The sequence below is a fragment of the Actinacidiphila oryziradicis genome, from assembly GCF_005047355.1.
Taxonomy (GTDB): Bacteria; Actinomycetota; Actinomycetes; order Streptomycetales; family Streptomycetaceae; genus Actinacidiphila; species Actinacidiphila oryziradicis.
Genome location: NZ_SUMC01000153.1, coordinates 1 through 13,713, shown reverse-complemented (window position 1 = coordinate 13,713; position 13,713 = coordinate 1). Strand labels below are relative to the sequence as shown.

At 68.8% G+C, this 13,713-nt stretch carries 16 protein-coding genes; 10 read left to right on the top strand and 6 right to left on the bottom strand.

What is annotated here, in order from left to right; all coding sequences use genetic code 11:
* The 5 genes from FCI23_RS50430 to FCI23_RS50410 form a co-directional block, all read right to left on the bottom strand.
* Positions 1–220: PadR family transcriptional regulator (locus tag FCI23_RS50430; protein ID WP_211265833.1), on the bottom strand; the 220-nt coding region annotated here is incomplete at its 3' end.
* Positions 221–886: 666 nt separating this feature from the next.
* Positions 887–1,069 (bottom strand): hypothetical protein, encoded by a 183-nt coding sequence (locus FCI23_RS50425; RefSeq protein ID WP_136730688.1) that lies wholly within the window; start codon positions 1,067–1,069, stop codon positions 887–889.
* 548 nt (positions 1,070–1,617) lie between these two features.
* A complete protein-coding gene (locus FCI23_RS50420) occupies positions 1,618–3,072 on the bottom strand; it encodes an alpha-keto acid decarboxylase family protein (protein WP_211265832.1) in 1,455 nt (484 codons plus the stop codon).
* 18 nt (positions 3,073–3,090) lie between these two features.
* Positions 3,091–3,579, bottom strand: coding sequence for a DUF2000 domain-containing protein (locus tag FCI23_RS50415; RefSeq protein WP_136730687.1), 489 nt, complete (start codon positions 3,577–3,579; stop codon positions 3,091–3,093).
* Positions 3,580–3,617: 38 nt separating this feature from the next.
* On the bottom strand, positions 3,618–4,637 hold the full coding sequence (locus tag FCI23_RS50410; protein ID WP_136730686.1) for a DMT family transporter: 1,020 nt from the start codon (positions 4,635–4,637) through the stop codon (positions 3,618–3,620).
* A 73-nt stretch (positions 4,638–4,710) separates the two neighbouring features.
* Between FCI23_RS50410 and FCI23_RS50405 the strand changes: the two genes are divergently transcribed.
* From FCI23_RS50405 to FCI23_RS57700, 3 genes are all read left to right on the top strand, one after another.
* On the top strand, positions 4,711–5,205 hold the full coding sequence (locus tag FCI23_RS50405) for an Lrp/AsnC family transcriptional regulator (protein WP_136730685.1): 495 nt from the start codon (positions 4,711–4,713) through the stop codon (positions 5,203–5,205).
* Positions 5,206–5,339: 134 nt separating this feature from the next.
* Positions 5,340–5,678, top strand: a complete 339-nt coding sequence (locus FCI23_RS50400) for a hypothetical protein (protein ID WP_136730684.1) — start codon at positions 5,340–5,342, stop codon at positions 5,676–5,678.
* A 29-nt stretch (positions 5,679–5,707) separates the two neighbouring features.
* Positions 5,708–5,857 carry a hypothetical protein gene (locus FCI23_RS57700; protein WP_169317376.1) on the top strand — a complete coding sequence of 50 codons (150 nt, stop codon included), beginning with the start codon at positions 5,708–5,710 and terminating at the stop codon, positions 5,855–5,857.
* Positions 5,858–5,887: 30 nt separating this feature from the next.
* Here FCI23_RS57700 and FCI23_RS62810 read toward each other — a convergent pair whose 3' ends face one another.
* On the bottom strand, positions 5,888–6,199 hold the full coding sequence (locus FCI23_RS62810; protein WP_211265831.1) for an IS3 family transposase: 312 nt from the start codon (positions 6,197–6,199) through the stop codon (positions 5,888–5,890).
* Here FCI23_RS62810 and FCI23_RS50390 point away from each other — a divergent pair.
* From FCI23_RS50390 to FCI23_RS50355, 7 genes are all read left to right on the top strand, one after another.
* Positions 6,189–6,425 (top strand): DUF5372 family protein, encoded by a 237-nt coding sequence (locus FCI23_RS50390; protein WP_211265830.1) that lies wholly within the window; start codon positions 6,189–6,191, stop codon positions 6,423–6,425. The two genes, FCI23_RS62810 and FCI23_RS50390, sit on opposite strands and share 11 nt — an antisense overlap.
* Before the next feature lie 174 nt (positions 6,426–6,599).
* A complete protein-coding gene (locus tag FCI23_RS50385) occupies positions 6,600–7,094 on the top strand; it encodes a helix-turn-helix domain-containing protein (RefSeq protein WP_136730683.1) in 495 nt (164 codons plus the stop codon).
* A gap of 16 nt (positions 7,095–7,110) precedes the next feature.
* The gene (locus FCI23_RS50380) at positions 7,111–7,365 is read left to right on the top strand and encodes a hypothetical protein (protein ID WP_136730682.1); all 255 of its coding nucleotides are present in this window, start codon (positions 7,111–7,113) and stop codon (positions 7,363–7,365) included.
* A gap of 82 nt (positions 7,366–7,447) precedes the next feature.
* Positions 7,448–9,547 (top strand): recombinase family protein, encoded by a 2,100-nt coding sequence (locus FCI23_RS50370; RefSeq protein WP_136730681.1) that lies wholly within the window; start codon positions 7,448–7,450, stop codon positions 9,545–9,547.
* A 549-nt stretch (positions 9,548–10,096) separates the two neighbouring features.
* Entirely contained in the window at positions 10,097–11,551 is a 1,455-nt protein-coding gene (locus FCI23_RS50365; RefSeq protein ID WP_136730680.1) for an OFA family MFS transporter, read from the top strand.
* 207 nt (positions 11,552–11,758) lie between these two features.
* Positions 11,759–13,198 carry an NF041680 family putative transposase gene (locus FCI23_RS50360; protein ID WP_136730679.1) on the top strand — a complete coding sequence of 480 codons (1,440 nt, stop codon included), beginning with the start codon at positions 11,759–11,761 and terminating at the stop codon, positions 13,196–13,198.
* Positions 13,199–13,353: 155 nt separating this feature from the next.
* Positions 13,354–13,596, top strand: a complete 243-nt coding sequence (locus tag FCI23_RS50355; RefSeq protein ID WP_246144826.1) for a transposase — start codon at positions 13,354–13,356, stop codon at positions 13,594–13,596.
* Positions 13,597–13,713 lie beyond the last annotated feature (117 nt).

Below are 13,713 nucleotides of genomic sequence, written 5' to 3'. Positions count from 1 at the left end.
GACGCGCGCCTTGGCGGTCCGTGCCGACGATCTCAAGGAAGCCGTGCTTGGCCAGGTTCTGGACGACCGTGTAGAGCGAGCCCCACTTGACACCCATGTCCTGGTCCTTGCCATGGGCCCGGATCAGGGAGGCGATCTCGTAGCGGTGCATCGGCCGCTGCATGACCGTGGCGAGCACCGACAGGGCCATCAGGTTGTCGACCTTGCGCTTCGCGGCCATCGGCGGTCGCCTCCTTCCCGAGCCCGCGGTGCTGCCTCGGTTATTCGTCTACAAATATACGTCGGCGAGTAATCGAAGGCAACAGGTCCGCGCCACCACGTCCCGAGCCCCACTTGACGCCTATGTCCTGGTCCTTGCCACGGCCGCCGCGATCTGGCGCAACTCCAAAACCGGCGCAGCCAGCAAACGATCACTGATCGCCTACGACCACTGACCAGCCCAGACTTCGGACTCAATCATGTAGTCCAGCACGCTGCGCCCGGTCGCACCCGCGTCCGCAGGAGGGACACCGACACTGCGACTTCGTAGTCGTACGCGCTCAGCGTCACACCCCGTCCCTGGGCGTGGACCACGATGCCGCCCATGGTCGGGACGGGGGGCCGGGGCGGGGCGGCGAGGGCGGCGAGGTTCAGGGCGTCGGTGAGCTCGCGGTGGCTGGCGCTGAAGTGCGCGGGGGTGCCTTGGCGGTCTGCTCGGCGGTGGCCTGGGACATGCTGGTGCCTTCCTGGTGGGTTGGAGGCCGGCGGGGGCTGGCGCCGTGGTGCCGGCGGTGTGGCGAGGGTTGTCCCCGCCGGGCTTTGCCGGGCCCGGCGGGGACGCTGAGTGTCTGTCAGCCGACGATGCGCAGGCAGGTGAGGGGGAACCCTGCGTTGGGGGTCCACTTCGTCACGCCGTCCAGAACGTTGATCCTCCGGCTCCCGGCCCAGCGCAGTTCCTTGGTCGACTCGGCGTCGAACGTGATGGAGGCGGCGTTGTGGCCGTGACCGTGCCGCGCTTGCCCTTGTAGGCGGCGGGGTTGATGGTGACCACCTCGACGGTGGCGCCGACGGTGACAGCTGTGGCGGCCATGGTGGCCAGGGTCTTCCGGCGCTCCTTGACCACGGCGATGATGCGGTCGAGGTCGCCTTCGCTCGCGTGAGCGGCGATGTGCGCGGTGACCTCGGGCAGATGTGACTCCCTCTGGGTCGGCGGGGCGGCCGGTTGGGCCGACTGCCCCGCGGGTGGTGGGTTGGAGCTGCCGGTCCGGGAGAGTTGCCGCTCCCCTTACCGTCTCTAGTAATTATACTCTCTTATCTCGGGGAAGCAACACCGAAATGCGGCTGAGCAGCGGTATCGCTCCTCACCGCTTCGTGTTTCTCGATCCATTGCCGGGCGATGCGGGGCGACACGGCTTCTCATGAGACACCGGAGGAGGTGGTCGCGTTGCGCCGGGCGACCGCCTTTGCCGTCTCGTCCAGGACCCGTGGGAGGTCGTGCCGATCGAGGATCACTTCCAGGAGGCGAAGTCGGCCGTCGTGCTCGGCGAGCTGGGCCAGGGCCTGGTCGAGTTCGCCGAGCGTGCGGGCCTGGGTGGTGACGGCGTCGGCGCCGAGGGCGGCCGGGATGGCCTGCCAGTTTCAGCGGGGGATGTCGTTGTAGGTGGCGTTCGGTCCGTTGATGGCGCGTTCGACCGTGTAGCCGTCGTTGTTGACGAGGACGATGATCGGGTCGAGGTTCTCGCGGGCGAGGATGCCGATCTCCTGGATTGACAGTTGTGCTGCGCCGTCGCCGATGAGCAGGATGCCGCGGCGGCGCAGTTCGGCGGCGAGTTGGGCGCCGGCGATCGCAGGCAGGGCGTAGCCGATGGAGGACCAGCCGGGCTGGGCGATGATCTCGACGCCGGACGGGAGGCGCTGGCCAAGCAGGCCGTAGAAGGGTGTGCCCTGGTCGGCGGCGATGATGTCGCCGGGCTTGAGGAAGTCCCCGATGCGTTGCCAGAGCAGGTCTTGGGTGAGCGGCGTGGCTGGGTCGGTGGGCTGTGGCGCCGGGATGGTGACCGGGGTGGGGGATGGGGCCTGGGCGGGTGCCACGAGGCCGCGGAGCTCGTCCAGTGCCTGGTCCATCGTCAGATGGTCAATGCGTAGCGGTCCGACGGTCGTGTACGAGGGTTGGATGCCGATCAGCCGGGCCGGGTCGATGCGGGTGGTGAAGCCGCCGGTGTTGAGGTCGTGTTCGACGAGGCCGACGCCGATGACCACGTCCGCCTCCTCCACCGCCGCGCGGACCTCGGGCGCGGAGATGCTGCCGATGTACAGGCCGGCGAAGGTGTCGGCGGACTCGTCCAGGACCCCCTTACCGCTGGTGGTCACCGCCGCAGCGAGCTGCCCCTTGCGGATGAGCTCGTCCAGCCGCTCTCCGGCGCCGTGCCGCTGGGCCAGGGCGTCGACGAGCACGGTCACCGTGCGTGCGTCCCGCAGCAGCCGGGCAGCGCTGTCGGCGAATGCTCGTGCCGGGGTGCTGTCACGTGGGGCGGGCGGCGTGGTGGGGTTGGCCGGTGCCGGGCAGGGCCGGTGGACGAGGTCGGAGGGCAGCGCGAGATATCCGGGTTTCTTCTCGGTGAGGACGGCGGCGATCACGCGGTCGATGGCCTCGGCCGCGTCGGCCGCGCCCAGGCTCGCCGCCGCGTGGGTGACCTCGCGGGCGGCGCGCACGAAGTGCCGGTGGTCGCCGTCCAGCAGGCTGTGGTGGACAGGTAGGCCGCGGCGCTGGATGTCGGTAGTGGGTGTCCCGGCGATGTGCAGCACGGGGACGTTCTCGGCGTAGGCGCCGGCGATGCCGTTGATCGCCGACAGTTCGCCGACGCCGTAGGTGGTGACGAGGACGGCGAAGCCGTTCACTCGCGCGTAGCCGTCGGCCATGTAGGCGTTGAGCTCGTTGGCGTTGCCGACCCACCGCAGCTGCGGGTGTGCCTCGATCGCGTCGAGGAAGGTGAGGTTGTAGTCGCCGGGGACACCGAAGACGTGCCGCACGCCGAGTGCGGCGATCCGGTCGAGCAGGTAGCAGCTGATGCTGGGCGGGGAGGTGTGAGACATGGCGGTCCTCGCTGATGGTCAGGGCATGAGGGGGAGCTTGCCGACGATCTTGTCGACCGGGTTGCGGGGGCCGACGATGCTGATCGCGCAGTAGTCGATGTCCTCGGTCTGGGTCTTGCCCACGGCTGCGATGAAGTCGCTGTAGACGCGGGTGCTCTGGGCGGCGGCGGGCACGTCGGCGACGAAGGTGTCGGTGCGGGAGGCCGCCTTGGCGCGGATGGTGCGCAGCGTGGCGGAGTCGGCGATGAGAACCGAGCAGCCCGTCCAGGGCAGGCCCGGGTGCACGGTGCCTTCCGCGTCGGGGGCGTCGGTGCCCAGCAGGCCGGGGACCGCGGCCACCGTGGGGGCGGCGGCGCAGATGGCGGCGTTGGCGGCCCGGCCGGGAGGTAGGTCGGCGTTGACGATCACGACCCACTTCAGCCGGGCCTGGCGGGTGGACAGGCTGAAGTCCACCTCCTCGGGCGCGAAGCCCACCGCCGCCGCGCTCGGCGCGTTCACCACAGACATGGCAATCCTCTTTACTCATGCGGTCAGATCCGTCAATGCTAGGCAGATGTGTGGGATTCAGGTGATGTCTCCGCATCTCGTTCGCCATGGGAGGCGCTTGCGGGGCCCTCGGCGAACGTGATGCGGCGATCGGGCGGAAACTCCGTCGCTCGTGCGGAGGAGCGACTGTGAGGCATCGTGGGCAGGCACGTGGTGATCATTCCGGCGAGGATCAGTGCGCAGCCGGCCCACGCCGAGGGCGAGAGGTGCTCGTGGAGGAGTAGTACGCCGATCAGGGCCGCGGCCAGGGGCTCGGCGAGGCTGAGCGTCCCGGCCGTGGTCGCCCGCACTCGGCTGAGACCCGCGGTGAACAGCCAGTACGCGGCGGCGGTGGTGGCCACGCCGAGCCAGGCGATCAGGGCGAGGGTGGCGCCGTCGCGCAGGGGGGTGCTGTCGGTGATCATCCAGGGCAGCAGGGGGAGCGAGCCCAGCAGCAGGGAGAGCGCGGAGAGCGTGGGCAGGTCGGCGGCGCGGTTGGCGGCGGCCAGCTGCTTGGCGAAGACGGTGTACAGGCCGTAGCAGGTGCCTGCGGCCGCTGCCAGGAGCAGGCCAAGCGGATCCACACGGGCTCCGCTGCCCGGTGTCAGCAGCAGGGCGCAGCCGGCGACGGCCGCGACGGTGCTGGCCATCCAGGCGGCGCCGATGCGCTCACCGGTGACCCATCGGGCGCACACGCCGGTCGCCGCGGGTGCGGTGCCCAGGGCGATCACCGTGGTCAGAGCCGCCCCGGTCCGCGACACCGAGGAGAGGAAGGCCGCCTGGTAGACGGCCGTCGAGACCGCGCAGACCAGCAGCGGGCGCAGGACCGTGCCCGCGGCGAGAGCCCGGAGCTTCTTCGGGCGGCATGCGGTGAGCGCCCCGAGGACCAGCCCGCCCACGAGCAGCCGCCACCCGCCGAGGGCCGCCGGCGTCATGGGGCTGGCCGCCAGGACCTGAGCAGGGCCGACCGTGCCCCACAGCACCGCCGCCGCCAGTACCAGACCCGCGCCGAAGGCCGGGCCGTTCTTTCGCGCATCCATGACCGGCGAGACTAGGCAGGAATCCGACACAGTTCACTGCTTGCCGAACTTCATCCGGCGTACGGTGGATCTCATGGAACTTGATGCGCTGGACTGGGCCCTGCTGCGGGAACTGCAGAACGATGCACGGCAGACCAACCGCGACCTGGCGGCCAAGACCGGGGTCTCCCCCTCGACCTCACTGGAACGCGTCAGGCTGCTCCGCGAGCGGGGCGTCATCACCGGCTACCACGCGGCCCTGGACCTCGACGCCGCCGGCCGACCCGTCCAAGCGCTCATCTTGGTGCGCATCCGGCCTCCGGCCCGCCCAGTCATCGAGGGGTTCCGAGAGTGGGCGGCGCGACTGCCCGAGGTGATCGGCCTGTTCGTCACCTCGGGCGCTCACGACTTCCTCATCCACATCGCTGTCCCGGACGTGGACAGCGTGTACGCCTTCGTCATCGACCGCCTCACCGAACGCCGCGAAGTCGCCGACGTGCAGACCACGATGATCTACGAGCACGTCCAGTCCCGCTGCATGGAGCCGACCAGCCCCGATCGGCCCCGCTCCTCACGCAGAGCCCGCTGACCGGTTGGCTCTTTGCCGGGTCCCCGTGCCGTGATCTGCCCCCGCATTGGCCGGGGACAGAACTGGGATTCCGGGGCTTCACGACGCTCCGGCCGCATGAGGGGGGCAAATTCGGCCCACCGGTCCTCGGGGCAGTGCAGTTGCTGGGTGAGATCGGTGGTGACGCTGGCGCCGCCGCCGGCGAGGTAGAGGACGCCCCGAGGCGTGAGGGTGGCCTGGTGGACCTGGCCGGCGAAGTCGACCTCGAAGGAGGTGCTGTCGTGGAGGGCGTTGCCGAGCCGGGTGAGGGTGTGGCCGCCGTATCCGCCCGGGGGGCGCGGGTCTTGGCTGGAGAACACCCACGCCTGCCCGGCCGGGCCGAGCAGCAGATAAAGCCGCCGCCGATGACCTCGACGTCATTGCCCCGGAAGCGCAGCAGCGGCTTCTGCGAGCACTGGATGCTGCCGTCGGGGCCGCTGAGGGCGGGGCCGTGACACAAGGGCGGTGCAGCGGTCCAAGCGCTGTGGCCGGTGGCCGGGTCGACGCGCAGGACGCCGTCCGTGGTCGTGAGCAGCAGATGGCCCTGGTCGTCGACCGCCAGGCCGTGCACGCCTGCGGCCAGGGCCAGTCGGCGGTCAGTGCTGCGGTAACGGCCACGCCCTGCTCGGGGTGAAGTTCCCCCCTGATCTTGGACAGCGGGTGCTTACGCTGCGGGGGTGAGGTCTTGTTGCAGCCTGGCTCGGGTTTCGAGTGGGGTGAGGTACCCGAACTCGGGGTGTCTGCGGAGCCTGGTGCGGTTGTACTCGACCTCGATGAAGCGGAAGACGTCGGCACGGGCCGCTTCGCGGCTTTCCCAGACGGCGGTGCCGATCTCCGCTTTCAGCAGGCCGAAGAAGCTCTCGGCAGCAGCGTTGGCGTGATCCGTCGACTGCTCAGGTTCCGGACTCTGGAGACGAAGGCGGGGTGAGGGTGACGCACCCGTTCCACCCGCTGTTCGGAGGGAGTTGGAGTTCATCGAGCGCCGTCAGTGCTGGCGGGGGGACAGGGTCTATTACTTCGACGAGGTAGGTGGCCGGTCCAGGATCCCGACGGAGTGGACGTCGGAGGCTCCGGTGGATGCGTTCGTGGTGGCGGCCGAGGGCTCCTGTCCGTTCCGGACGGAGGATCTTGTGGAGCTGGCCGCGCTCGTCGACCGGTTGCGCGGGTCGAATCGCGGCACTGTCGGGGAGATCACGCCGTGAGTGTCGCGGGGTTCGTGCCGCTGATGCGGGCGCTCGCCGGGGCGCTTGGGGGCGTGCGGCGGTGCGATGTCTGCGCTGAGCTGCTGCTTGTGCTCCTGCGGGTGCGGGGAGAGGTCTTGTCAGCGCTCGGGGGCGCCCGAATCCTGGTGACAGGGATCCAGGAGGGAGGCGATCATGACAGCAGTAGCGGGCAATGCGGAAAAGCTGCGGGTGCTGCGGGAGTCGCGGACGCTGAATCCCCGGCCCGAGGCAGTGGCCGACGAGGCGTTCAGGACGTCGGCCTTCCTCGATCCGCACGACTTGGTGCAGGTCAAGTACGAGATGGTGCGCCGGGTGCGGGTCGACGACGTGCCGGTGTCCCAGGCGACACGGATGTTCGGGTTCTGCCGGCAGAGTTTCTATGCGATCGCCGCCGCGCTGGACGCGCAGGGCCCGGCCGGGCTGGTGCCGGGCAAGCCGGGACCGAAGGGGCCCAGGAAACTGACCGAGCCGGTGATGACGCACGTCGAGATGCTGCTTCGGGCCGAGCCGGGGCTCAAGGCGCCTGCGCTGGCCGCGGCGGTGGCCGAGGAGTTCGACGTGGTGGTGCATCCGCGGTCGATCGAGCGGGCGTTGGCCCGCAGGCGCGAGGCTCGCAGCCAGGAGGAGAACATACGCGCCCGCGGTTGATCCACTCCCGGCCGGCATGGGCGCTGCGGACCGATACGAAGAGTTGCGGGCCGCGGTCTTCGAAGGGCGTGGAGCGGGATGGCGGCACGGCTGGGCGGTGCTGGTCCGCTCGGGCATGGCCGCCTGGAGCGAGGCCGTGGCCGCCCTCGTCCCGCCGCCCCGGGCAACAGATGAAATGCCTGGTCAGGCTGTTGTCGTGGATGGCGAGGTCGCCGATCAGCTCGTGCACGTGCTGGCCGGCCTGGTCCTCGGACGGCTCCAGCCGCCCTGAGCCCGTCACCGTCACCGTCACCGTCACCGTCACCGTCACCGTCACCGTCACCGGGAGTATGGGGTCCGTCAGGGAGTGCGTCATGAGTGCAGAGCCGTCCGGGGCAGGCAAGGTCACGGCTGATCATCTTCGCCGGGGTGCCTATCTGTATGTGCGGCAGTCCTCGCTGAAGCAGGTCGTGAACAACACCGAGTCGACCGCCCGGCAGTACGCGCTTCGCGGCCGTGCCGTCGCGCTGGGCTGGGACGAGTCCCAGATCACCGTGATCGATTCGGATCAGGGGCAGTCGGGGGCCTCGGCGGTGGGCCGGGACGGCTTCCAGCGTCTGGTCTCGGAGGTCTCGCTGGGGCGGGCGGGCATCGTGCTGGGTCTGGAGGTCTCGCGCCTGGCGCGGAACAATACCGACTGGCATCGGTTGCTGGAGATCTGCGGTCTGTCCGGCACCCTGATCCTGGACGAGGACGGTCTCTACGATCCCCGCTCCTTCAACGACCGCCTCGTCCTCGGCCTGAAGGGCACTATGTCCGAGGCCGAACTCCACGTGCTCAAGGCCAGGTTGCGAGGCGGACAGCTGTCCAAGGCCCGGAGAGGGGAGCTGAAGCAGGCGCTGCCGGTCGGCTATGTCTATGACGCCGCCGACCGTGTGGTCAAGGACCCTGACACCGCGGTGCGGGCGGCCGTCCAGCGGGTCTTCGACCTCTTCGAGACGACCGGCTCGGCCCGCCAGGTCGTCATCGCCTTCGCCGCCGACAAGCTGACCTTCCCCGCCCGGATCCGCACCGGCGAACACAAGGGCGAGCTGGTCTGGGGGCCGCTGAAGCACTGGCGGGTGCTCTCGCTGCTGCACAACCCCTGTTTCGCCGGGGCGTTCGTCTACGGACGCCGACGCGGAATGACCACCCCCCAGGGCAAGGCCGCCTGGGCCGAGGTGCCGCGCGAGCAGTGGACGGCCCTGATCCCTGATCACCACGAGGGCTATGTGACGCTCGAGCAGTGGGAGGCCAACGGCCTCACGCTGGCCGGCAACGCCGCCAGCCAGGGCGAGGACCGCAAGGCCGGACCGCCGCGCGAGGGCCCGGCCCTGCTGCAGGGCATGGTGATCTGCGGAAAGTGCGGGCGCCGTATGACGGTCGGCTACCGCCAGTACAGAAACGAGATCTTCCCCGACTACCGGTGCATGACCGCCGCGATCCAGGACGGCACCCGGGTCTGCGAACGCCTGCCCGGCAAGAGCATCGACCAGGCCGTCACCCGCCTGGTCCTCGCCACCCTCACCCCGCTCGCGATCGACGCCGCGCTGAAGGTCAGCGACCAGATCACTGCCCAGGCCGCCGAGGCCGACCGGCTGCGGGCCACCCATGTCCAGCGCGCCCAGCACCGCGCGGACCTGGCCCGGCGCCGCTATCTCGCCGTCGACCCCGACAACCGGCTCGTCGCCGACGCCCTGGAAGCCGACTGGAACCACGCCCTGCGCGAGATCGCCGCGGCGAAGGAGACATACGAACGGGCCAAGGCCGAAGCCGCCCCGGTGGACAGGGCCGTCCGGGACCGGCTGACCACCCTCGCCGCCGACGTCCACTCGCTGTGGTCCGACCCGGCCACCCCGATGCGGGAACGCAAACGCATCGCCCGCCTCCTCATCACCGACGTTACCTTGACCCGCACCACCGAGATCACCGCGCAGGTGCGGCTGAACGGCGGCCAGCACCACACGCTGACCATCCCGATCCCGCTCTCCGGCGGCAAGTCCTGGCAGACTCACCCCGACACTGTCGCCCTCATCGACGAGTTGCTCGATCACCACACCCACCGGCAGGCCGCGACGATCCTCAACGAACGCGGACTGACCAGCGGCAAGGGCCAGCCCTTCACCGAACTGCTCGTCCGCGACATCCGCGACAGCTACGGCCTCGTCCACCGCTACGACCGCCTGCGCGGCCGAGGGCTGCTGACGTTCGCCGAGTACGCCGACGCGATCGGCGTCAGCGAGAACACCGTGAAGATCTGGCGGCGGACCGGGCTCATCGAGGGCATCGCCTACAACGACAAGAACTGCTACCTCTTCCACCCGCCCGGCCCCGACCACCCGGCTCCCGAGGTCGCCCAGGGCATCAAGATCAGCGACCGCATCGCGGCCCGCGAGGCAGCTCTATCCGCACAATCGCAAAGGAGCGCAGTGTGATGACAACGGTTTATCGTAACATATGCCGGTTCGCCCCATGCTGTGCCTCAGGTTCAACTTCCCTATCTCCCGGCGGAATTCACCACTGGTGAACAGTCTCCATCATCGGCTAGTGACCTCAGTTGCCACTCCACCACAAGTCGACGAGAGCCGGCCTGCGTGGCTGCCAGTGGAGCGAACTGACGGCCTGTGGGGAGGAGATGACTGACCATTGGCACCTGCTCCAGTCCATCGCCCCATCGCTCGCGAGGCCGTGACGCACAGTGAGCATTTTCAACCTCGAGTCTCAGTGCGGGGTTTGCGCCCGCCGGCCGACCGTGGAGTCTCCGAACACCGGAAGGAAACATCTGCGCAACCTCTAGACGGCGTCCGTTCAAGTGAACAGAATACTGCCTACGTAATACTGTATGCAATGGGCTCTTGGGTGCTTCGGCCGCAATCACGCTGGTCGGGCCGCGCCCCGGCAGCTCAGCCACGACAGGCACACCTGGACAGTCTCGGACCGTGCGATGGCTAAGACGGACGAGGCCAAAGTGCGAAGGAGAGGACGTGGCACTAACCTCATCGGGCTCCCCCACCTACACGGAGATCGTCAACGAGACCGGGCGCATCTTCCGTGTCGGCGAAACTCCCAAACAACTCCTCGGCTATCCGAGGTGGGTAGTCATCATGGCGGCGTGGTTCGCCATGTGTTTGTCCGGGCTGGTTGAGTACACCTGGGGTGCGCTCAGCGGCTCGCTCGCCTCGGCGCACCACTGGGGAGAGGCACCGGTCTTCTGGCTGTTCTCCTGCTTCGTGGTCTTCGAGTCGCTCGTCCAAATCGGCACCGGGATGCTGCGCTCCAAGGGCGTATTGCCGGTGAAGTTCGCGGTGATCGTGGGCGGGGTCGTCTGTGGCATCCTCGCCTATAGCCTCACCGCCTACTCTACGAAGATCTGGGAGGCCTACCTCGGCTACGCCGTGCTCGGCGGGATCGGCTCCGGGATGGTGTACTCCAGCGCCATCAACATCGTCGCCAAGTGGTACCCGGAGAAAAAGGGGTGGCGGACGGGGTTCGTCAACGGAGGCTGGGCCTACGGGTCGGTCCCGTTCATCCTCGTCATCGGAGGAATCAGCACCGGCGCGGGAGTGGGTACCCTCTCCCCGCCGACAGTCCGGAACTTCATCCTCGTCCAGGGGATCATCATGACCGTCGGAATCTTCGTCGCCGGCCTGCTCATGAAGGATCCCCCCAAGAGCTGGTGGCCGGCAGACGTCGACCCGCTCAATTGGGCCAAGAACAAGCGCACAGCCCGCGATCTGCTCAGCAACCCGCCGGCCCACGACCACTACACCCTGCGGCAGATGTGGTACACGCCCCAGGCCAAATGGCTCGGTATCCAGTACGCGCTGTACATCGGATGCTCGCTGTTCGGTGTGGCGTACTACTACGGGTTCGGTGTGGAAATGCACTTGGGCACGGTCGTCGTGGTGGCGGGTGCAGCGGGCTTCTCACTGGCCGACGGCGGCTTTCGTCCCTTCTACGGGTGGCTCTCCGAGTACATCGGGCGCAGACGCACCATGGCCTGGGCCTACTCGCTGAACGTCATCTTCCAGATGTTGGCCCTCGTGGCCGGACTCAACCACCAAGGAGTCCTCTTCGCCGTATGCGCTGTCATCTCCGGCGGCCTGTCGGGGGCGTGCTTCCCGATGACGGCGGCAGCCGTGGCCGACTACTACGGCGAGAACAACAACGCCGTCAACTACGGTTCCATCTATGCCTGGAAGGCCCTCGGCGGTAGCTTCGCCGGCGGCGTGGCCGCGCTCATCATGACGGGCACCCTATATGGCAGTGCCCACTTCCACTGGACCCAGGGCTTCATTTTCGGGTCGGCCCTGGGAGCGCTCGCGGCACTCACCGTGTACTTCAAGTGCAAGCCACCCACGTTGGAGCAGCGAAAAGCAGCCGTCGCCAAGGCGGCGGCCGCGCACCGCCATGCCGCAGTCGGGCAACCAGCCATGTGAGGCACCGGCTCCGCTGTGACGCCCAGGATGCGTTGCTTCCCGCCCCGGGAGGCAACGCATCCAGGCATCCCCCCGACTTCCTTAGCTTGGCCTTTAACCTCGCCGCCGTTCTGGCCTGCTGAGATTTGCTGTTCGCGGGACAGCGGACGCGGCCGTCGCTCACGCTTTGAGATGTCGAGTAACAGAGCGTGAGAGGCGGCCGCTGTCATGAGTCTCCCGGATACCGTCCCCGCCGTCGACCCACTGTCCGTGTTGTCCCGGTTCCGGATCGAGTTCTACGACTGCCTGTACACCCGAGCGGACGCGCTCTTCGAGCTGGCGGACGCGGTGCTGTGCGCGGACGGACCGGTGAAGTCCCTCGTCGAGCTGTCCCTGGCGGCCGAGCACCGGCGCGGACACGGGGCGATGTACCAGGCGCTGGACCGCGGCTGGATGGAACCGCGCCGGCTGCGTCGCCTGCTGGCCTCGCTGCCGCTGCCCCGGACCGGCGACGGCCGGATCACCCTCGCGGTCGACGTCTCGAACTGGCTGCGATCCGACGCACCCACCAGCGACCAGCGCCTGTTCTGCCACGTCCACGGACGCGGCCGCAACCACGACCAGGTCATCCCCGGCTGGCCCTACTCCTTCGTCGCCGCCCTGGAACGCGGCCGTACCTCGTGGTGCGCGCTGCTGGACGCGGTGCGGCTGGGGCCCGCCGACGACGCCACCGCCGTCACCGCCGCTCAACTGCGCGACGTCGTCACCCGGATCATCGACGCCGGGCACTGGCACACCGACGATCCCGACATCGCGATCGTGATGGACTCCGGCTACGACGGTGCCCGACTTGCCCACGAACTCACCGACCTGCCCGTTGAGTTGATTGTCCGCCTGCGCTCGGACCGGGTGCTGTGCCGGGACGCCGGCGAGCCCCGCTCCGGCCCCAGAGGCGGACGCCCCCGACGCCACGGCGGCGTCCTCACCCTGGCCAAGCCCGACAGCTGGCACGCCCCCGACCAGGTCACCGCCTGCGAGACCACCCGCTACGGGAAGGCCGAAGCCAGAGCCTGGGACCGGATGCACCCGCGCCTGACCCATCGCGGCCCCTGGCTGGACCACGAGGGCGAACTCCCCGTACTGCACGGCACCTTGATCCGACTGCAGGTCGAGCACCTGCCCGGGGAACGGGACGCCAAGCCGCTGTGGCTGTGGTCCTCACGCACCGGTACCGACCTCGCGCGCGTCGACCGGATCTGGCAGGCGTTCCTCCGAAGATTCGATCTTGAACACACGTTTCGGCTGCTCAAGCAAACCCTCGGCTGGACGGCCCCGAAGTTCCGCAACCCCGACACCGCCGACCTGTGGACCTGGCTGATCATCGCCGCCCACACCCAGCTCCGCCTCGCCCGCCCCCTCGCGGCCGACCTGCGCCGCCCCTGGGAACGACCGCTGTCGGCGAACAAGTTGACGCCCTCCCGGGTCCGCAGAGGGTTTCGCCACCTCCGCGAGAAGGCAGCCCGTCCGGCGAGTGTGCCGAAACCCTCCCGCCCCGGCCCCGGACGCCCACCCGGTTCGAAGAACCGCCACGTCGCACCCCGTCATGACGTCGGCAAGACCGTGAAACGCGAACTCACACTCGAAGCCCACCACGCCGCCGCAGGTTAAAGACCAAGCTTAGAAGCCGTATTTCTATCGATCATGAGGGCGATCTGATCGAACAAGGTGCTTGGTCGAGTGATCTCGGCCGGTGGTGTGCATGAAGGCAGGGCCTCCTGAGTAGCTCGGGGTTGTTGAAGCCAAGAGCGGTCCAGGAGGCCCTGTTGTCACAGTCTTACGTGGTATCGCCGGTGGAGTTCAACTCGGGCTTCTCGGCGTGCGATTGTCTCGCTCACCGGTTCGGGAACGCGGCCGACCATCCCGACCGGGAACGGGCCTACGCCTCGGATATGACGGACGCGGAGTGGGCGGCGGTGCGTGAGTCGTTGCCGGTGCCGGCCTGGCTGGAGGGCCGGGGCGGGCAGCCGGATGGTTACTGCCACCGGCAGATGATCGACGCCGAGTAGCCGGGGGCATCGCAGCCCCCGGCCCTCACAGAACCGTGCTTAACAGTCGCCCGTTACACGGCTCTTGTCGTTCTGGTCACCAGACCCGGGGGACGTAGGTGATCCAGGTCCAGTGGG

Coding starts and splice junctions, on each gene's coding strand:
- FCI23_RS50370 (WP_136730681.1), top strand. CDS start 7,448: ATGAGTGCAGAGCCGTCCGGGGCAGGCAAGGTCACGGCTGATCATCTT.
- FCI23_RS50385 (WP_136730683.1), top strand. CDS start 6,600: ATGACAGCAGTAGCGGGCAATGCGGAAAAGCTGCGGGTGCTGCGGGAG.
- FCI23_RS50380 (WP_136730682.1), top strand. CDS start 7,111: ATGGGCGCTGCGGACCGATACGAAGAGTTGCGGGCCGCGGTCTTCGAA.
- FCI23_RS50415 (WP_136730687.1), bottom strand. CDS start 3,579: ATGTCTGTGGTGAACGCGCCGAGCGCGGCGGCGGTGGGCTTCGCGCCC.
- FCI23_RS50410 (WP_136730686.1), bottom strand. CDS start 4,637: ATGGATGCGCGAAAGAACGGCCCGGCCTTCGGCGCGGGTCTGGTACTG.
- FCI23_RS50360 (WP_136730679.1), top strand. CDS start 11,759: ATGAGTCTCCCGGATACCGTCCCCGCCGTCGACCCACTGTCCGTGTTG.
- FCI23_RS50420 (WP_211265832.1), bottom strand. CDS start 3,072: ATGTCTCACACCTCCCCGCCCAGCATCAGCTGCTACCTGCTCGACCGG.
- FCI23_RS62810 (WP_211265831.1), bottom strand. CDS start 6,199: ATGAACTCCAACTCCCTCCGAACAGCGGGTGGAACGGGTGCGTCACCC.
- FCI23_RS50405 (WP_136730685.1), top strand. CDS start 4,711: ATGGAACTTGATGCGCTGGACTGGGCCCTGCTGCGGGAACTGCAGAAC.
- FCI23_RS50425 (WP_136730688.1), bottom strand. CDS start 1,069: ATGGCCGCCACAGCTGTCACCGTCGGCGCCACCGTCGAGGTGGTCACC.